Origin of the sequence: Paraburkholderia kururiensis, assembly GCF_034424375.1 — a bacterium.
In the GTDB taxonomy this organism is placed as follows: Bacteria; Pseudomonadota; Gammaproteobacteria; order Burkholderiales; family Burkholderiaceae; genus Paraburkholderia; species Paraburkholderia kururiensis_A.
Window position 1 is genome coordinate 5,877,398 of record NZ_CP139965.1, and the last position, 18,254, is coordinate 5,895,651.

General features: G+C 64.0%; 15 protein-coding genes. 12 read left to right on the forward strand and 3 right to left on the reverse strand.

Annotated elements, in window-relative coordinates:
* Window positions 1-55 precede the first annotated feature (55 nt).
* From hflX to U0042_RS26390, 8 genes are all read left to right on the forward strand, one after another.
* Window positions 56-1,291 (forward strand): GTPase HflX, encoded by a 1,236-nt coding sequence (hflX, locus tag U0042_RS26355; protein ID WP_114811498.1) that lies wholly within the window; start codon window positions 56-58, stop codon window positions 1,289-1,291.
* Between the two features lie 60 nt (window positions 1,292-1,351).
* Window positions 1,352-2,722 (forward strand): FtsH protease activity modulator HflK, encoded by a 1,371-nt coding sequence (gene hflK / locus U0042_RS26360; RefSeq protein ID WP_114811499.1) that lies wholly within the window; start codon window positions 1,352-1,354, stop codon window positions 2,720-2,722.
* An 11-nt stretch (window positions 2,723-2,733) separates the two neighbouring features.
* Window positions 2,734-3,636: a protease modulator HflC gene (gene hflC, locus U0042_RS26365; protein WP_114811500.1), complete on the forward strand. Its 903-nt coding sequence runs from the start codon at window positions 2,734-2,736 to the stop codon at window positions 3,634-3,636.
* Between the two features lie 35 nt (window positions 3,637-3,671).
* The gene (locus U0042_RS26370) at window positions 3,672-3,863 is read left to right on the forward strand and encodes a DUF2065 domain-containing protein (RefSeq protein WP_017778040.1); all 192 of its coding nucleotides are present in this window, start codon (window positions 3,672-3,674) and stop codon (window positions 3,861-3,863) included.
* Window positions 3,864-4,014: 151 nt separating this feature from the next.
* Complete coding sequence (locus U0042_RS26375) at window positions 4,015-5,166, forward strand: ATP phosphoribosyltransferase regulatory subunit (RefSeq protein WP_114811501.1); 1,152 nt, start codon at window positions 4,015-4,017, stop codon at window positions 5,164-5,166.
* 206 nt (window positions 5,167-5,372) lie between these two features.
* A complete protein-coding gene (locus tag U0042_RS26380; RefSeq protein WP_114811502.1) occupies window positions 5,373-6,719 on the forward strand; it encodes an adenylosuccinate synthase in 1,347 nt (448 codons plus the stop codon).
* 16 nt (window positions 6,720-6,735) lie between these two features.
* The gene (locus tag U0042_RS26385) at window positions 6,736-7,293 is read left to right on the forward strand and encodes a phosphoribosyltransferase (RefSeq protein WP_198665330.1); all 558 of its coding nucleotides are present in this window, start codon (window positions 6,736-6,738) and stop codon (window positions 7,291-7,293) included.
* A gap of 345 nt (window positions 7,294-7,638) precedes the next feature.
* Entirely contained in the window at window positions 7,639-9,525 is a 1,887-nt protein-coding gene (locus U0042_RS26390; RefSeq protein ID WP_114811503.1) for a potassium transporter Kup, read from the forward strand.
* Between the two features lie 134 nt (window positions 9,526-9,659).
* Here the strand turns inward: U0042_RS26390 and U0042_RS26395 are convergent, their stop codons facing one another.
* A complete protein-coding gene (locus tag U0042_RS26395; RefSeq protein ID WP_114811504.1) occupies window positions 9,660-12,008 on the reverse strand; it encodes a Tex family protein in 2,349 nt (782 codons plus the stop codon).
* Between the two features lie 208 nt (window positions 12,009-12,216).
* Here U0042_RS26395 and U0042_RS26400 point away from each other — a divergent pair, with 208 nt between their 5' ends.
* From U0042_RS26400 to U0042_RS26410, 3 genes are all read left to right on the forward strand, one after another.
* Complete coding sequence (locus tag U0042_RS26400) at window positions 12,217-13,116, forward strand: colicin transporter (protein ID WP_232833404.1); 900 nt, start codon at window positions 12,217-12,219, stop codon at window positions 13,114-13,116.
* A gap of 110 nt (window positions 13,117-13,226) precedes the next feature.
* Entirely contained in the window at window positions 13,227-13,460 is a 234-nt protein-coding gene (locus U0042_RS26405) for a DUF465 domain-containing protein (protein WP_114811505.1), read from the forward strand.
* 61 nt (window positions 13,461-13,521) lie between these two features.
* The gene (locus tag U0042_RS26410; protein WP_114811506.1) at window positions 13,522-15,774 is read left to right on the forward strand and encodes an ATP-dependent DNA helicase; all 2,253 of its coding nucleotides are present in this window, start codon (window positions 13,522-13,524) and stop codon (window positions 15,772-15,774) included.
* Between the two features lie 150 nt (window positions 15,775-15,924).
* Here U0042_RS26410 and U0042_RS26415 read toward each other — a convergent pair whose 3' ends face one another.
* The gene (locus tag U0042_RS26415) at window positions 15,925-16,185 is read right to left on the reverse strand and encodes a hypothetical protein (protein WP_081601951.1); all 261 of its coding nucleotides are present in this window, start codon (window positions 16,183-16,185) and stop codon (window positions 15,925-15,927) included.
* 229 nt (window positions 16,186-16,414) lie between these two features.
* On the reverse strand, window positions 16,415-17,653 hold the full coding sequence (locus U0042_RS26420) for a cupin domain-containing protein (protein WP_114811508.1): 1,239 nt from the start codon (window positions 17,651-17,653) through the stop codon (window positions 16,415-16,417).
* Between the two features lie 32 nt (window positions 17,654-17,685).
* Here U0042_RS26420 and U0042_RS26425 point away from each other — a divergent pair, with 32 nt between their 5' ends.
* Window positions 17,686-18,231, forward strand: a complete 546-nt coding sequence (locus U0042_RS26425) for an FKBP-type peptidyl-prolyl cis-trans isomerase (protein WP_114811509.1) — start codon at window positions 17,686-17,688, stop codon at window positions 18,229-18,231.
* The last annotated feature ends 23 nt before the right edge of the window (window positions 18,232-18,254 follow it).

The following is an 18,254-nucleotide window of genomic DNA, read 5'->3' on the forward strand; positions in this document are numbered from 1 at the left end:
CCGTCACGGCCGGCGCAACGTCGCCAGTCGGCGACACGAACCGGCCGTTTCCATTTTGACATCCTCCAATTTGATCAACGCAGCGCTCGTCGGCATCGACTTCGGCAAGATCGATTTCGAAGCCAGCCTCGAAGAACTCAGTCTGCTCGCGCAAAGCGCGGGCGCCCATCCCGCCGTCACACTCACCGGTCGCCGCTCCAGCCCTGATGCCGCCATGTTCGTCGGCAGCGGAAAGGCGGAAGAACTGCGTCTCGCGTGCGAGGCGAACGACGTCGAAATCGTCATCTTCAACCACGCACTCGCGCCCGCGCAGCAGCGCAATCTGGAGCGAACGCTTAACCGGCGTGTCGTGGACCGCACGAGCCTCATTCTCGATATCTTTGCGCAGCGCGCCCGCAGCCACGAAGGCAAGTTGCAGGTCGAACTCGCGCAATTGCAGTATCTGTCTACGCGGCTCATCCGCGCGTGGACCCACCTCGAACGCCAGAAGGGCGGTATCGGTCTGCGCGGTCCTGGTGAAACGCAGCTCGAAACGGACCGCCGCCTCATCGGCGAGCGCATCAAGATGTTGCAGTCGCGTCTTGCGAAGCTGCGCCGCCAGCACGGTACGCAGCGTCGGCAGCGCGAGCGCAACCGCACCATGTCGGTATCGCTCGTGGGCTACACGAACGCGGGCAAGTCGACATTGTTCAATGCGCTGACGAAGGCGCAGGCCTACGCGGCAAACCAGCTCTTCGCTACGCTCGATACCACGTCGCGCCGTGTCTATCTGGGCGACGGGGTGGGACAGGTGGTGGTTTCCGACACGGTGGGGTTCATCCGCGAACTGCCTCACCAGCTCGTGGCGGCGTTTCGCGCCACGCTCGAAGAAACGGTTCACGCCGACTTGCTGCTTCACGTCGTCGATGCGTCGAGCGCCGTGCGGCTCGACCAGATCGAGCAGGTGAACGGCGTGTTGCACGACATCGGTGCGGACTCCATCCGCCAGGTGCTCGTGTTCAACAAGATCGACGCCGTGCCGGAGCTGGCGGCCCGCGGCAGCGCGGTCGAGCGCGATGAGTATGGTAATATTTCGCGCGTCTTTTTGAGCGCGCGCACGGGCCAGGGGCTCGATGCACTGCGCGCCGCCATCGCCGAAATCGCTACTGCCGAATATCTTTCGGACGAGGTGCGTGACGTACACGATGTACGTGGCGTACACGACGTGCGTAACGGGCCAGATGAGGGGCCGCAAGACGGGTGGCCGGCGACACCGTACGATTCCCGCAAGGTCCCGGAACACGGGCACTGACCCGCTCCCCTCCGCATGAACATGCAACGACCCGCTGTCTACACTGGCGAACGAACACAGGTGAACGATTACAAGAAGCGGATTGGCTGGCTGCGATCACATGGCATCTTTTCGCTGAACGACCCCCGGTGGGGACGCGGCGAGGGCAATGGCGGCGGTCAGCGTTCGGACGAATCGCGCCGTCCGCAAAACGGCAAGAATGGCGGTGACGGCCCTCCCGATCTCGACGAAATGTGGCGCGATTTCAACCGGCGTCTGTCGGGGCTTTTCGGGCGCAAGGGACCGGGGCTCGGCGAGCGTCGGCCCGACAACGGTCGCGGCGCGCGCATCGGCGTAGGCATCGTCATCGGCGTGTTGCTGGCGGTGTACCTCGGCAGCGGCGTGTTCGTCGTCCAGGAAGGGCAGGCCGCGGTGGTGCTCCAGTTCGGCCAGTATCGCTACACGGCCCAGCAGGGTGTGCACTGGCGCCTTCCGTATCCGTTCGAAGCGCACGAGATCGTCAACGTGGGGCAGATCCGTTCGGTCGAGATCGGCCGTAGCAACGTGGTGCGTCAAGCCAACGTCAAGGACGCGTCCATGCTCACCCACGACGGCGATATCCTGGACGTGCGCTTCGTCGTGCAGTATCAGATTCGCCAACCCACCGAATATCTCTTCCAGAGCGCCGATCCCGATCTGAGCGTGACGCAGGCGGCGCAGGCCGCCGTGCGCGAAATCGTCGGTGCACGCAGTACCAGTGACGTGCTCTATCAGGACCGCGAAGCGATCCGCCAGCAGTTGACCGATGCCATCCAGCGTTCGCTGGATGCGTACAAGACCGGTCTCGCGGTGGTGGGCGTGACGATCCAGGGCGTTCAGCCGCCTGAGCAGGTGCAGTCGGCATTCGATGACGCCGCGAAGGCCCGTCAGGACCGCGAGCGCGCGAAGCGCGACGCGAAGGCCTACGCGGACCAGTTGCTGCCACGCGCCCAGGCCGACGCCGCACGTATGATCGACGATGCCAAGGCCTACAGCGACCGCGTGGTCGCCGAAGCGCAAGGCGACGCCGACCGCTTCACGCAGGTGTACGAGCAGTACGCGAAAGCGCCTGCGGTGATTCGCGAACGTCTGTATCTGGACACCATGCAGCACATCTACTCGAATACGACGAAGGTGTTTGTCGACAGCAAGTCGGGCAACAACGTGATCTATTTGCCGCTCGACAAGATCGTCGACGAAACGCGTCGCCGGGCGGCTGAAGCCGCGTCGGCGTCGTCCGCTGCTGCGGCGATGCAGGCCGTTCCAGCGCCTGCTGCGCCCGCCGCATCGGCTGCTTCGGCCGCCTCCGCGCCGGCACCGGCGAGCGCCGCCAATCCGGCGGCCGCGTCGGACGACGCGCTGCGCTCGCGCGACGCGTTCCGCAGTCGCGGTCGCGAAGACGACCTGCAGTAAGGAGCGCCCACATGAACCGAATCATTGCGCTCGTCATCGCTATCGTCGTCGTGTTGCTCGTGGCGTCGTCCACGGTGTTCGTGGTCGATCCGCGCCATGTGGTCGTGGTCTCGGGCCGCAGCGGCGGTGCGCCGGCCGTTGTCGGCGCGGGGCTGCACGTCAAGCTGCCGCCTCCGTTGCAGACGGCGACGTGGATCGATACCCGCGTGCGCAGCTTCGACGCGCCCGACGCCGACAAGTACACGACGTCGGACAAGACGGATCTCCTCGTGAACCCCGTCATCAAATATCGCGTGAACGAACCGCTGAAGCTGTTCGCCGCGACGAAGGGCGACACGCAGACGCTCACGGACCGCCTCGCTTCGCTGTCGCGCGACGTGCTTGGCGACGCGTTCTCGAAATACACGTTGACCGACGCGCTCGCGAAGCAGCAGGACATCGCGGCCGCCGCGCGCGACGAATTGCAGAAGGCGGCCGCGCCGCTGGGCGTCGATGTGCTCGACGTCACGCTGACGCGCGTCGACTTTCCCGCCGCGATGGCCGATACCGTCTACAAGCGCATGATCGCGGCGCGCGAGCAGCAGGCGAGCGACGAACGCGCGCAGGGCGCATCGGAGGCCGAACAGATCAAGGCCGACGCCGAACGTCAGCAGCAGGCGGTCGTGGCCAACGCGTATCGCGAGGCGCAGTCGATCAAGGGCGAGGGTGACGGCAAGGCCGCGGCGATCGCCGCGCAGGCATTCAGCCGCGACCCGCAGTTCTATCAGTTCTATCAGAGCATGCAGGCCTACCGTGCGAGCTTCAAGCCGAACGACGTCGTGGTCGTCGATTCGTCGAGCGAGTTCTTCCGCTTCATGCGCGGACCTGGTGGTACCGGCTCTTCGGATACACCCGCGCCCTCGCGCAAACACTAACAACCGCCGCGCATTGCACGCGGCGCCTTGCCCCCATGGACATAGCCGGCTCGTTATTGCTCGCGATCGCCCTCATGCTGATCATCGAGGGCATGTTTCCGTTCGTGTTCCCGTCGGCATGGCGCGACACGTTTCGTAGAATAGCGGAGCGTCCGGTGCATCACATTCGCATCGGCGGCCTGATCGTGATGGGGCTGGGGCTCGTGTTGCTGCTGATCGCCACGTAGGCGGTGCGGCAGGCGGAGCGAACGCCCAAGGCGCGTCCAACGCATGCGATATGCGCTGCGATGCCGCCGGGGTGCCGGAGTGCGGCAGTTGCATCGCGCTCACGTTTCAGCGGTGCGCAAGCGCCGTTTTCAATGTCGTAGGACTCAACCGATGTCGACCTGGTTACTTCCCGAGAATATCGCCGACGTGCTGCCTGCCGAGGCGCGCAAGATCGAAGAGTTGCGGCGCCGTTTGCTGGACCGCTTCCGCTCGTACGGCTACGAGATGGTCATGCCGCCGCTGCTCGAATATATCGAGTCGCTTCTCACGGGCGGCGGCAGCGATCTGAATCTGCGCACGTTCAAGCTTGTCGACCAGCTATCGGGCCGCACGCTGGGCCTGCGAGCCGACATGACGCCGCAGGTGGCGCGCATCGACGCTCATTTGCTCAACCGCCAGGGTGTGACGCGGCTGTGCTACGCGGGCAACGTGCTGCATACGCGCCCGCGCGGGCTGCATGCCACACGCGAGCAGATCCAGATCGGTGCGGAAATCTACGGTCATGGCGGACTCGAAGCCGACGTCGAGATCCAGCAGTTGATGCTGGATGCCCTGCGTCTGGCGGGTCTTGCGAAAGTGCGGCTCGACCTCTGCCACGCCGGCGTGCTGGCCGCGTTGATGGACGGTCAGCCGGCCGTGGCGATACTGGGCGAGACTTTGTATGAAGCGCTTGCGGGCAAAGACGTGCCGCGACTTGTGGAACTCACAGCGTCACTCGAACCTGTGACGCGCGACGCGCTGCGTGCGCTGCCCATGCTGTACGGCGACGCATCGGTGCTCGCCGAAGCCCGCGCGCGGTTGCCGCAGCGACCCGAGATCGGGCGTGCGCTCGACGACCTCGAATACCTCGCGGGTCAGGTCGAAGGCGCCGAAGTCATGATCGACCTCGCCGATCTGCGCGGCTACGCGTATCACAGCGGCGTGATGTTCTCCGCGTATGTCGACGGTGTGCCGAATGCGGTGGCGCGCGGTGGTCGCTACGATCAGATCGGCCAGGCCTACGGGCGTGCCCGCGCCGCAACGGGCTTTTCGCTCGATCTGCGCGAAGTGGCGCGCGTGTCGCCCGTGGAAGCGCGCAGCAGTGCGATTCTTGCGCCGTGGCAGCACGGCGATGCGCTGCGGGCCAGCGTGGCCGCGCTGCGCGATGCGGGCGAAGTCGTGATCCAGGCGCTCCCCGGACACGAGCACGATCTCGACGAGTTCGCTTGCGACCGCGTGTTGGTCGAGCGCAACGGCGCATGGGTCGTTGAAGCACGACCCTGAAGCACGACTCCGGGCGTTGTCTTCGCGGCCGGTGAATGCAGCCGGTCGACGCGGCGCGGGATGCGTTCCATGCGCATCGAAGCAGGCTCTCCGTTAGACGAGCCGACCGCGCCATATCGTTGAGCGCAAAAGGAAAATTCGGGAAAAAACTCGGAACCCTGCGCGAACCCAGGTAAAATACGTTTTTAACCAGCTTACGAAACACCATGTCTGCCAGCGCAGTGAATGTGAATCCCGGGCGCAACGTCGTTGTCGTAGGGACCCAGTGGGGAGATGAGGGCAAAGGCAAGATCGTCGACTGGCTGACGGACCACGCTCAGGGCGTCGTGCGTTTCCAGGGCGGCCACAACGCAGGCCACACGCTCATCATCGGCGGCAAGAAAACCATTCTGCGTCTGATCCCGTCGGGCATCATGCGTCCCGGCGTGGCGTGCTATATCGGCAATGGTGTCGTGCTTTCGCCCGAGGCGCTCTTCAAGGAAATCGACGAGCTGGAAAGCGCTGGCGTCGACGTCATGAAGCGCCTCTTCATCTCCGAAGCGGCCACGCTGATTCTCCCGTATCACATCGCAATCGATCAGGCACGCGAAGCGCGCCGCGGCGCCGGCAAGATCGGCACCACGGGCCGCGGCATCGGGCCTGCGTACGAAGACAAGGTGGGCCGCCGCGGGCTGCGCGTGCAGGACCTGTTCGAGCCCAAGGCCTTCGCCGATCGCCTGCGCGAAAACCTCGACTTCCACAATTTCGTGTTGACCCAGTACCTGGGTGCGCCCGCCGTCGACTTCCAGCAGACGCTCGACACGATGCTCAGCTATGCCGACCGTCTCGCGCCCATGGTGACGGACGTGTCGCGCCGTCTCTACGACGAAAACCACGAAGGCCGCAATCTGCTGTTCGAAGGCGCGCAGGGCACGCTGCTCGATATCGATCACGGCACCTATCCGTTCGTCACCTCGAGCAACTGCGTGGCGGGTGCCGCCACTGCGGGTGCTGGCGTGGGGCCGCAAAAGCTGAACTACATCCTCGGCATCACGAAGGCGTATTGCACGCGCGTGGGTGCGGGCCCGTTCCCGAGCGAACTGTACGACGCCGACAATCCGGATCGCCAGGAACAGGTGGGCGTGACGCTTGCCAACGTGGGCAAGGAGTTCGGCTCGGTGACGGGGCGTCCGCGCCGCACGGGCTGGCTCGATGCCGCCGCGCTGCGCCGCTCGATCCAGATCAATGGCGTGTCCGGCCTGTGCATCACGAAGCTCGACGTGCTCGATGGGCTCGACGAGGTGAAGCTGTGCGTCGGCTACAAGGTGGACGGCAAGGACGCGGACATCCTGCCGCGCGGCGCAGCCGAAGTGGCGCGTTGCGAACCGTTGTACGAAACGTTCGTCGGCTGGAAGGAAAGCACGATCGGCATTACGCAGTGGAGCGAACTGCCGCCCAACGCGCAGGCCTATCTCCAGCGCGTGCAGGAAGTGGCGGGCGTGCCGATCGACATGGTGTCCACCGGTCCCGATCGCGACGAAACGATCCTGCTGCGCCATCCGTTCAAGGTTTGACTGGCGGGGTACGGACATGATTCAGATGACGGATCCGCGCAACGATGACCGGAACCTGTGGGTCAACTGGGACGAGTACCACCGCCTCATCGAACTGCTCGCGCTCGCCGTGCACGACTCGGGGTGGAAGTTCGACAAGATCCTGTGCCTCGCGCGAGGCGGTCTGCGCGTGGGTGATCAGCTGTCGCGCATCTACGATCTGCCGCTTGCCATCCTCGCCACGAGTTCGTATCGCGAAGCGGCGGGCACGGAGCAGGGCGACCTCGACATTGCCCAATACATCACCATGACGCGTGGTGAACTGTCGGGCAACGTTCTGCTGGTGGACGACCTCGTCGACTCCGGCGTGACGCTGGCACGCGTGCAACAGCATCTGAAGGACCGCTATCCGGCCGTCGAGACGGTGCGTTCCGCGGTGCTCTGGTACAAGGCGTGCTCGAAGGTGAAGCCGGACTATTACGTGCAGCACCTGCCCACGAATCCGTGGATTCATCAGCCGTTCGAAGAATGGGACACGGTCAGGCCGCACAACCTGGGCGCATGGATCAAGCGCGGCACGGGGAAGCAGCCGTAACGCTGCACGTGAGCGGCGCCCGTCATGCGGTCGAAAGTGCATGTGTCGCGAATCAGAACGGAGCCACTATCGGCTCCGTTTTTCATGCAAGCTACGCTTTCGCGCGAGGCTGAGCTGAAGGTGGCGCCACACGGCTGCGAACGACCGGTCGTTTCGGCGGCGAACTTCGGCGGCGGACGGTTCATCGGAAAGTTGGACCACCGCGAGCCGCCGTGCTGCCTGTAACAGTGCGGCGCCAGACTGTCCAGTATGACGACGTGGTGCTGCCACAACGAGCACGGGGCCAGATTTGGAGGCCCGGTTTAGAATAGCGCACGTTTTTCGCCCCCGACACGCAAACTGCTTATGAACGATAGCAACCACGCGGGCAAGCATTCGTTGCCGTCTCTCGCGCTCGCCGCCATCGGCGTCGTTTTCGGCGACATCGGCACCAGCCCGCTGTATGCGCTGAAAGAGGCGTTCAGTCCCTCCCACGGCATTCCGCTGAACGAAACGTCCATTCTTGGCGTTGCCTCGCTGCTGTTCTGGGCGATCATCATCGTGGTCAGCATCAAGTACGTGCTGTTCGTGATGCGCGCCGACAACAACGGCGAAGGTGGCGTACTCGCACTGATGGCGCTCTCGCTGCGGCCCTTCGGCACGAAGACCAAAGCCGCCGGCGTGCTGATGATGCTGGGCATCTTCGGGTCCTGCATGTTCTACGGCGATGCAGTGATCACGCCTGCCATTTCGGTGATCTCGGCCGTCGAGGGGCTGGAGGTCGCCGCGCCGAAGCTGGCGCATCTGGTGGTGCCGCTCACCATCGTCATTCTGATCGCGCTGTTCTGGATCCAGCGACATGGCACGGCAGTAGTCGGCCGTCTCTTCGGACCCATCATGCTGGTATGGTTCGCGACCATTGGCGCGCTCGGCGTCTGGCACGTCGCGCAGTCGCCTGGCATCATCGCCGCGCTCAATCCCTGGTATGCCGTCGCCTTCATGTCTGCGCACATGCTGCAGGCCTACGTGGTGCTCGGTTCTGTCGTGCTGGTGCTGACGGGCGCCGAAGCGCTTTACGCCGACATGGGTCACTTCGGCGCAAAGCCGATTCGTGTGGCGTGGTATGCGCTCGTCATGCCGTCGCTCGTGCTCAACTATTTCGGGCAAGCTGCGCTGCTCATGCACAACCCGAAGGCCATCGAGAATCCGTTCTTCCTGCTCGCGCCCGAATGGGCATTGCTGCCGCTCGTCGTGCTCTCGACGGTCGCCACGGTGATCGCATCGCAGGCCGTCATTTCGGGCGCGTATTCGTTGACGAGCCAGGCGATCCAGCTCGGCTACGTGCCGCGCATGAAGGTTCTCCATACGTCCGAACTCGCCATCGGGCAGATCTACGTGCCCGTCGTGAACTGGCTGCTGCTGGCCGTGATTCTATGCATCGTGATCGGCTTCAAGAGTTCGGATAACCTTGCTGCGGCATACGGCATCGCCGTGACCGCCACGATGGTGATCACCACGGTGCTCGCCTGCGTCGTCATGGTCAATGTGTGGAACTGGAACAAGGTGCTGGTCGCAGTCATCATCGCGGTCTTCATGACCGTGGACCTCGGCTTCTTCGGCGCCAATCTGCTGAAGGTCGAAGAGGGCGGCTGGCTGCCGCTCGGCGTCGGCGCGTTGCTGTTCTTCCTGCTGATGACCTGGTACAAGGGCCGCTTGATCGTCAAGGAACGCACGGCTGCGGACGGTATTCCGCTCATGCCGTTCCTGCAGGGCCTGCTCGCGCATCCGCCGCATCGCGTGTCGGGCACCGCGATCTATCTGACGGGCAGTGCCTCGCTCGTGCCGGTGAGCCTGCTGCACAACCTCAAGCACAACAAGGTGCTGCACGAGCGCACCATCTTCCTCACGTTTGTCACGCGCGACATTCCTTATGTGAAGGACGAAGAGCGCATGACGGTCAAGGACATCGGCGGCGGACTTTTTCTCGTGAAGGCGGACTATGGCTTCAACGAGACGCCTGACGTGAAGGCCGTGCTGCTCCATATGGGCCAGCAGCACAGTATGACCTTCGACATGATGGACACGTCGTTCTTCCTCGCGCGCGAAACCGTGGTGCCGACCCAGCTGCCCGGCATGTCGCTGTGGCGCGAACGCGTGTTCGCGTGGATGCATCAGAACGCGGCGAAGCCAACCGACTTCTTCGCCATTCCCGCGAATCGCGTGGTGGAGTTGGGTACGAAGATCGAGATCTGATCGGCGCAGGCGTCGTCCAAGAAGAACGGGGATCCCCCTTTTCGTTTTTGCCTACGCGCGTGTTTCTGCGATATCGACGTGATGCGGATGGCGTGGCTCGAGGGCACGCCGTCCGCAGCGTGTATGCCGGATGATCAGCCGCGTTGCTTCAGCTTGGCGAACGCGGCTGCCATGGCGCCTACGGCTTCGGACTCGCGCGAGCGCTGCTGCGGCCTTGCGCCGCCGCCATTGCGTCCCTGCATGGTGCGGTCGTCCCGGGCGCCGCTACGCTGTCCAGAGGTGCCGGCTGCGGCCACGTCGTCGTCCATCCGCATGGTGAGCGAGATGCGCTGGCGTTTTACATCGACCTCGAGCACCTTGACCTTGACGATCTGGCCGGCTTTGACTACCTCGTGCGGGTCTTTGATGAACTTCGTCGACATGGCCGAGACGTGCACGAGGCCGTCCTGATGCACGCCGATGTCGATGAACGCGCCGAACGCCGCAACGTTGGTGACCACGCCTTCCAGCACCATGCCCGGCGAAAGATCGGAGATCTTCTCGACGCCTTCGCGGAACGTCGCCGTCTTGAATTCCGGACGTGGATCGCGGCCGGGTTTTTCCAGCTCGCTGAGAATGTCGCGCACGGTGGGCAGGCCGAACCGGTCATCGACGAACTCGGTGGGCGAGAGGCCGGATAGCGCGTCGCGATTACCCAGCACTTCGCCGATGCCACGACGGATTTTCGCCAGAATCCGTTCGACGACGGGATACGCTTCCGGGTGCACCGAGGACCGGTCGAGCGGATTCTCGCCGCCATTGATGCGCAGGAAGCCTGCGGCCTGCTCGAAGGTCTTGTCGCCGAGGCGCGGCACCTTGCGCAGATGTTCGCGCGACGGGAACGGACCGTTCGAGTCGCGATAGTCGACGATGTTGCGCGCAAGCGTGGCATTGAGACCCGACACGCGCGCGAGGAGCGCGACCGACGCGGTGTTGGCGTCCACGCCCACCGCGTTCACACAGTCTTCGACGACAGCGTCGAGCGAGCGCGCCAGTTCGCGCTGGTTCACGTCGTGCTGGTACTGTCCCACGCCGATCGCTTTCGGCTCGATCTTGACGAGCTCAGCGAGCGGGTCTTGCAGGCGCCGCGCGATCGATACCGCGCCGCGCAGCGAAACGTCCAGATCGGGAAATTCCTTCGCGGCGAGTTCCGAAGCCGAATACACCGAAGCCCCCGCTTCCGAGACCACGATCTTCTGCAGCTTCAGTTCGGGATGGCGCGCGATCAGCTCGGCCGCGAGCCTGTCGGTTTCGCGCGAGGCCGTGCCGTTGCCGATGCTGATCAGCTCCGCCTGCGTCTCGCGCGCAAGGCGTGCGAGCTTCGCGAGGGAGCCGTCCCAATCGCGGCGCGGCTCGTGCGGGTAGATGGTGTCGGTGGCAAGCAGCTTGCCCGTGCGGTCCACTACGGCGACTTTCACGCCGGTGCGCAGCCCCGGGTCCAGGCCGATCACGGCACGCGGGCCCGCGGGCGCAGCAAGCAGCAGGTCCTTGAGGTTGCGTGCGAACACGCGAATCGCTTCCGCTTCGGCCTGCTCACGCAGGTTGGTGAGCAATTCGTTTTCGATGTGCGGCTGCACCTTCACACGCCAGCACCAGCGGGAGACGTCCGAGAGCCATTTGTCGGCGGGACGGCCCTGGTTCGCGATACCGAAGTGCCGCGCGATCATGGCCTCGCCGGGATGCGGCACCTGAGCGTCGAGTTCTTCGCCCAAGCCCAGCTTCACCAGCAGCACGCCGGCGTTGCGGCCGCGGAAGAGGGCGAGCGCGCGGTGCGACGGCACGGTCTTGATCGGTTCGTCGTAGTCGTAGTAGTCGCGGAACTTCTCGCCTTCTTCGCCTTCCTTGCCTTCGATCACGCTCGACGACACCACGCCCTGGTTGTAGAGGTAGTCGCGCAGCTTGCCGAGCAGATCGGCCGTTTCGCCGAACTGCTCCGAGAGGATGTCGCGCGCGCCGTCGAGTGCGGCCTTCACGTCGGCCACGCCTTTTTCGGCGTCGACGTACTTCGCCGCTTCGGTTTGCGGATCGAGTTGCGGGTCGGCGAGCAGCGCGTCGGCGAGCGGTTGCAGCCCAGCTTCGCGAGCGATCTGGGCGCGCGTGCGGCGTTTCGGCTTGTAGGGCAGGTAGAGGTCTTCGAGCAGCTGCTTGCTGTCGGCGCCCTCGATGGCGGCACGCAGTTCTTCCGTGAGCTTGCCCTGTTCGTCGATGCTCGCGATGATCGCCGTGCGGCGCTCTTCGAGCTCGCGCAGATAAAGGAGCCGCTCTTCGAGCGTACGCAGCTGCGTGTCGTCCAGGTTGCCCGTCACTTCCTTGCGGTAGCGGGCGATGAACGGAACGGTCGACCCCTCGTCGAGCAGTTGCACGGCGGCCGCCACCTGGCGTGGTTGAACCGACAGTTCGTTGGCGATGCGCTGTACGATCTTGAGTGCTACGGTGTCCGTCATAAGCTGTTCGATGCTCCTGCGAGGCCCGCGCTACGGCGCGGAAAGCCGCGCGCCGGCGGGCTGGGCGCCTTGCGCGGCGGATTGCTGAAGCGGGGCATTTTGCCATAAATGCCCGAGCGCTCAAGCGCACGGTGATAGAATTTCGCGCATGTTCCGTGGCCCTCTAATGACGTTGACAAACTTGCGTTTTTTCCCCGTTTTGCCCGTTATGGGCAGGGCTACCGCGGCACGGGATGTCGCGCTTGGCGCTGCACTTGTGGTGGTCGCATCGATCGTGGTTTGCCCGGCGTCATCGGTTGCTGCGCAGACGCCGCCGGTGGAGGCCACTACCGATGCACCTCATGGCACGAGTGCGCCAGCCGGCGCGTCCGCTGCCGTTTCCGGCGGTTCGGACACAGCACCCGCCGCGCAGAGCGATTTCGACGTGCGGCAAAAGGAACTCGACCGGCGTGGCGCGGATAACAACTATCGTTATGCCGTGGCGCAGCACAATTGCTACAGCACTTTCTTCGTCAATCACTGCCTGAACAAGGCACGCGACCAGATGCGCGCGGTCCAGGCCGACATCCGCAAGGAGCAACTGGCGCTCGACGACGAACAGCGAGCCGTGCGGGCGCAGCAGCGCGACCAGCAGGCGGCGCTCAAGCGCGCTCAGGACGAAGCCGACGCGCCGCAGCGGGCCGCAGACGAAGCTCGCAATCAAGAGACCTACGAAGAGAAGCAGCGCCAGCATGCGCTGGACGAAGCGCAGCGCGCCGCCGAAGCGCCGCAGCGCGCGGCCAACGCAGCGGCCTTCGAGCAGAAGCAGCAGCAACACGCAGTCGACCAGGCTCGTCGTGGTCCCGACGCCGCACAAAAGGCCGCAAATCAGGCCGCGTACGACAAGAAGCAGGCCGACTTCCAGCGGCAGCTCGACGAGGCGCGTCGCGAAGGCCAGCAGAAGGCGGTGGAGCGGCAGGAGAAGGCTCAGCGTTTCGAGCAGAAGCAGGAAGACGCTGCGAGGCATAAGGCTGACGTGGACGAGCGTCAGCGTCAGGCCGCGGAAAAAGCGCAGCAGAAGCAGCAGGATCAGTTGAAGCAACAGCAGGGTCAGCAGCAATCGCAGTAAGGCAGGAAGGGCGGCAGCAGCACCGGCACTGCCGCTTGTCAGTCGGACGGCAACCTCAGGCGAAACCGCGCACGCGGCGCGGCGTTCGCCGCATCGGTGAGGAGGCGAGCATGCGCGATCAACATCATGTCAAGGCCGAGGTCATTCGCGACCGCATTCTGCAACTGGAATCGGAGCACGGCGATCTGGACCGCTTGATCGAGAGGATGTCGGACGACCCCGGCTCCGACGACCTGGAGCTGCAGCGTCTCAAGAAGCGCAAGCTGAAGGTCAAGGACAACATCATCCTGTTGCAGTTGCAACTGGAACCCGATTCATTGAGGACATCCGACAGGCGCGTTTAATCGCGCCCTGGCAGGCGCCGGGGCCTACGCGCACACCGGACTTTGCAGGAAACCGCTTGCCTTGAATTCATCGCCTGTTTCTCTTTCCGGCGCGACGCCCGACGGCGATGCGCCGGCGTCCGCCTTGCGCGCCAACGCGGACGCGCCTGTGCTAAATGCGCGCCGCGTGTCGGAACTCGATGCCATCTTCGCGGCCGACGGCGTGCTCGCGCGCGAGATCGACGGCTATCGCCCGCGTGCCTCGCAGATCGAGATGGCGCACGCCGTGGCGGCCGCCATGGAGGCCTCGGGCCGTGCCATGCCCGAGCCAGCCATGTTCGAGGCGCAGAAGCGTCCGGCGCGGCGCCTGCAAGGTGCGGGCGCGCCCAGCTCGGGCAACAGCCAGGCTGACGCTGGCGGCGACGAGCAGGCGGGCATCGACGGCGGCGAAAACACGCTCATCGTGGAAGCGGGGACGGGCACCGGCAAGACATATGCCTACCTTGTGCCCGCCATGCTGTGGGGCGGCAAGGTCGTAGTGTCGACGGGCACCAAGCATCTTCAGGATCAGCTGTTCCAGCGCGACATTCCCACCGTGCGCGACGCGCTCGCTGTACCGGTGTCGGTCGCGATGCTCAAGGGTCGCGCGAACTATCTTTGCCACTACTACCTGCAGCGCACCGCAGACAACGGGCGCCTGCCGTCGCGTCAGGAAACGGCGTGGCTTCAGGAGATCGTGCGGTTCGCGAAAATCACGAAGTCGGGCGACAAGGCCGAACTGGCGAGCGTGCCGGAGACGGCTGCCGTCTGGTCGATGGTGACCTCGACGCGTGAGAACTGCCTCGGTCAGGAGTGTCCGCATTACAAGGACTGCTTCGTGATGCAGGCACGCCGCGAAGCGCAGCAGGCCGACATCGTGGTGGTCAATCATCACCTCTTCTTCGCCGACATCATGCTGCGCGACACGGGCATGGCGGAGTTGCTGCCCACGGCGAACACGATCATCTTCGACGAAGCGCACCAACTGCCCGAGACAGCGACGCTTTTCTTCGGCGAGACGCTTTCTACGACGCAACTGCTCGAACTGGCACGAGACTGTGTTGCTGAGGGGCTGAGTCATGCGCGCGACGCTGTCGAATGGGTGAAGCTCGGCGCGGCGCTCGAGCGCGCGGCGCGCGACGTGCGGCTCGCGTTCAAGGAAGATTCGGTGCGACTGTCGGTGACGCAACTGCCGGAGGACCATCCGCTGTTCCCGGCGCTGGTTGCGGTCGAAGCGGAACTCGCGGCGCTCGCCACCGCGTTGGCCGGTCAAGCCGAACGAGCGGAGTCACTGGGCGCCTGTTTGCGCCGTGCACGCGAACTGCAGGACACGCTCGCAGGATGGACGGTGCCCGAGCCCGCCGAGGCCTCTTCGAAGCCTCAGGATGCGGCGCAGAACGCATCGGGCACACATATCGCAGCGGACCCGAACGAGAAGGTGCGGTGGGTCGAGGTCTTTTCGCATACGGTTCAGTTGCACGAGACGCCGTTGTCGGTGGCGCCCATTTTCGCGAAGCAGCGCGCAGGTGTGCCGCGCGCGTGGATCTTCACGTCGGCGACACTGTCGGTGCGCGGCGATTTCACGCACTATGCCGCGCAGATGGGACTGAACGCGCGCCGCTCGATGACGCTGCCCAGTCCATTCGACTATCCGACGCAAGGCCTGTTATACGTGCCGCGCAATTTGCCGCAGCCGTCGTCGCCCGCGTTCACGGATGCGGTCTTCGATGCGGCGCTGCCCGCCATCGAAGCTTCCGGCGGCGGCGTGTTCATGCTCTGCACGACGCTGCGCGCCGTGGACCGGATAGCAGCAAAATTGCGCGACACCATTGATGCGCGTGGCTGGAATACACCGTTGCTCGTGCAGGGCGACGCGAGCCGGACGGAATTGCTGGAGCGGTTCCGCGCCTACGGCAATGCCATTCTCGTGGGCAGCCAGAGCTTTTGGGAGGGTGTCGACGTGCGTGGAGATGCGCTGTCGCTGGTGGTCATCGACAAACTGCCGTTCGCACCGCCCGACGATCCCGTTCTGGCGGCGCGCCTCGACGCGCTGACGAAGAAGGGGCTGAGCCCGTTTGCGGTCCATCAGCTTCCGCAGGCTGTCATCACGCTCAAGCAGGGGGCAGGGCGGCTCATTCGCGCCGAGACGGACCGCGGCGTGTTGATGATCTGCGACACACGACTCGTGGATAAGCCATACGGGCGCCGGATCTGGCAGAGCTTGCCGCCGTTCAGGCGCACACGCGAGATCGAGGTGGTTCGGGAGTTCTTTGGCGACGGAAAGCCGAGGAGCTGATCGTCCATATCAAAGACAGCGCGCAAAACAAAACGCCACGAAGCGAACTTCGTGGCGTTTTGTTTTTTGCCTGCCGGAAGCCGGGCTCGCGTATAGCGCGTCTGGCTTCTGGCAGACGTTCGCCCGAAGGCGAACTCGCGCAACAACGACTTACTGGCTTGCGCCCGACGCCGGAGCAGCAGCCGAAGCAGCAGCGCCTGCGTCCGAAGCACCCGTCGTAGCCGAAGCAGCGCCCGTGTCGCTCGCAGCAGCGGCGCTCGAAGCAGCACCCGTGTCGCTCGCGGCAGCAGCCGGTGCCGAAGCAGCCGACGTGTCGCTAGCGGCCGGGGCAGCTGCTTGATCGCTGCTCTTGTTGCAAGCAGCCAGTGCAACGGCTGCCAACAGGGATGCTACGAGGAGGGATTTCTTCATGATCACGTCCTTTTATGGTTAAAGGTAAGCAACAGCGCAAAATAATACCGGTAATGTGCTCCAACACCGACCCGGGCCGCTGGTGGAGACGCACTTCATGAGCGTGAATCTTCCCTACGGCTTGGGCGGAAATTATATGCACTTTCGTACCGACCGTCGACAAATGCGGGGTCAATACGTTGTCTTTCTCATACAGACGTTTCCGTAACGGTATAGCAGGTGGAAAGGCTTATGCAAGCCCGCCCAACTCTACCCAGCCCGCACAATACCACTCGTGCAGTAGTGCTGTCACCGACGAATCGTGCGAGAGTGTTACAAAGCGTTTCGCACTCAACGTGCGGCTATTCGCGAGGTCAATGAGCCAACTTTTGCCTGATGGAAGAGAGTTTTGCTCACCATTCAGGAAATATGAGTGATTGTCGTACAGCAGAACTGTCTTCCGGTGCAGCCGCACACCGGCGCGGGTAGCGCGGTTCACAAATGCGGCTTCATTTGCCGGGCGCGCGGGGGGCTCGAACACCACGTTTGACTTCGGTTCGCTTAGCCAGGCACCGAGAAATGCGGACACGTCGGATTGCTTCCAGCGAATGTTCGCAAGGATCGCGCCCACGCGTTCCACCAGCCCTGTCGGCAGTCGGGCCGGTTCACTCACGGGGGGCTGTTTCGGATCTCTGTAGAGCGTGTCGTCCCCGCGATGGGCGTTGCCGCGTTCCGCCAGGTAGTAGAGGAATTGTGACGTGAGTTCGCTTGCGGAGGGCGCTCGAAAGCCGATGGAGCAGGTCATGCACTCGCCGATGGCGATGCCGTCGTGCGCAATATGCGGCGGCAAATAAAGCATGTCGCCTGGCTCAAGTACCCATTCCTCTTCGGGCTCGAAATGCGCCAGTATTTTCAAGGGCAGATCGTCACGCAACGACAGGTCTCGTTGTGCCCCGATGCGCCAATGCCGCTTGCCGTGCACCTGCAGCAAAAACACGTCGTATGAATCGAAGTGCGGTCCCACACCGCCACCATCGGTGGCGTACGAGATCATCAGGTCGTCGAGCCGGGCATCCGGCGCGAAGCGAAACCTGTCCAGCAGCGCGCGGGCGCGGTCGTCATGCAGGTTCACGCCCTGGACGAGCAGCGTCCAGGCACGTTGGGTGACGCGCGGCAGGGCAGTCGTGTCGAATGGGCCGTGATCGAGTTGCCAGCGTCCACGAAAATGCGTGACCAGACGTGATTCGACATCATCGCCCGCGGCCAGCTCGAAGAGTTCTTCGCGTGTGACGGGAGAGGCAATGCCGGGCACCGCCTGACGGACCAGGAACGGTTTTTTCTGCCAATACCGGCGCATGAATTGCGTCGGAGTGAGGCCGCCGAGCAACGGCGTGGGCTGATCGGGAAGGGGCCGGCCGGAAGCCGGAGCCGGCATGCGCGACGCGGTCGCGCGTTGGCCGGCCGGATAGTCGGAGGGCCGCTTGGGCATCGTATAATGTGATTTGTATTCTGGAGAATCGAATGAAAATCGCAAAGGACACTGTCGTTTCGGTCGCTTACAAGCTGTCGGATGCGCAGGGCAATCTGATTGAGGAAAGCGACGAGCCGATGGTCTATCTGCACGGCGGCTATGATGGCACGTTCCCCAAGATCGAGGAAGTGCTTGACGGGCAGGAGCCGGGCTTCGAAACCCAGATTCAGCTTGATCCGCAAGATGCATTTGGCGAATACGATCCCGAACTGGTAAAGATCGAGCCGCGCAACCGCTTTCCCGAGCCGCTCGAAGTGGGCATGCAGTTCGAAGGTACGCCCGAAGAGGGCGACGAAGATGTCGACACGCTGATCTACACGGTGACGGATGTTGCCGAGGACAAGGTCGTACTCGATGGCAATCATCCGCTCGCCGGCATGGCCCTGCGGTTTGCACTGACTGTTACGGAAGTGCGTCAGGCCACGGACGACGAGATCCAGCACGAGCACGCGCATGGCGCGAACGGCCTCGAAATCGTCGACGAAGACGAAGATGATGACGAGGGCGAAGCCGGTTCAAAGCCCACGTTGCACTGAACCTCGTGGTATGCCGGCGTCGT

Bases quoted from the DNA above. Each gene is read 5' to 3' on its own strand.
- hflC (WP_114811500.1), top strand. From the start codon at position 2,734: ATGAACCGAATCATTGCGCTCGTCATCGCTATCGTCGTCGTGTTGCTC.
- U0042_RS26370 (WP_017778040.1), top strand. From the start codon at position 3,672: ATGGACATAGCCGGCTCGTTATTGCTCGCGATCGCCCTCATGCTGATC.
- U0042_RS26375 (WP_114811501.1), top strand. From the start codon at position 4,015: ATGTCGACCTGGTTACTTCCCGAGAATATCGCCGACGTGCTGCCTGCC.
- U0042_RS26380 (WP_114811502.1), top strand. From the start codon at position 5,373: ATGTCTGCCAGCGCAGTGAATGTGAATCCCGGGCGCAACGTCGTTGTC.
- U0042_RS26385 (WP_198665330.1), top strand. From the start codon at position 6,736: ATGATTCAGATGACGGATCCGCGCAACGATGACCGGAACCTGTGGGTC.
- U0042_RS26390 (WP_114811503.1), top strand. From the start codon at position 7,639: ATGAACGATAGCAACCACGCGGGCAAGCATTCGTTGCCGTCTCTCGCG.
- U0042_RS26395 (WP_114811504.1), bottom strand. From the start codon at position 12,008: ATGACGGACACCGTAGCACTCAAGATCGTACAGCGCATCGCCAACGAA.
- U0042_RS26400 (WP_232833404.1), top strand. From the start codon at position 12,217: ATGGGCAGGGCTACCGCGGCACGGGATGTCGCGCTTGGCGCTGCACTT.
- U0042_RS26405 (WP_114811505.1), top strand. From the start codon at position 13,227: ATGCGCGATCAACATCATGTCAAGGCCGAGGTCATTCGCGACCGCATT.
- U0042_RS26415 (WP_081601951.1), bottom strand. From the start codon at position 16,185: ATGAAGAAATCCCTCCTCGTAGCATCCCTGTTGGCAGCCGTTGCACTG.
- U0042_RS26420 (WP_114811508.1), bottom strand. From the start codon at position 17,653: ATGCCCAAGCGGCCCTCCGACTATCCGGCCGGCCAACGCGCGACCGCG.
- U0042_RS26425 (WP_114811509.1), top strand. From the start codon at position 17,686: ATGAAAATCGCAAAGGACACTGTCGTTTCGGTCGCTTACAAGCTGTCG.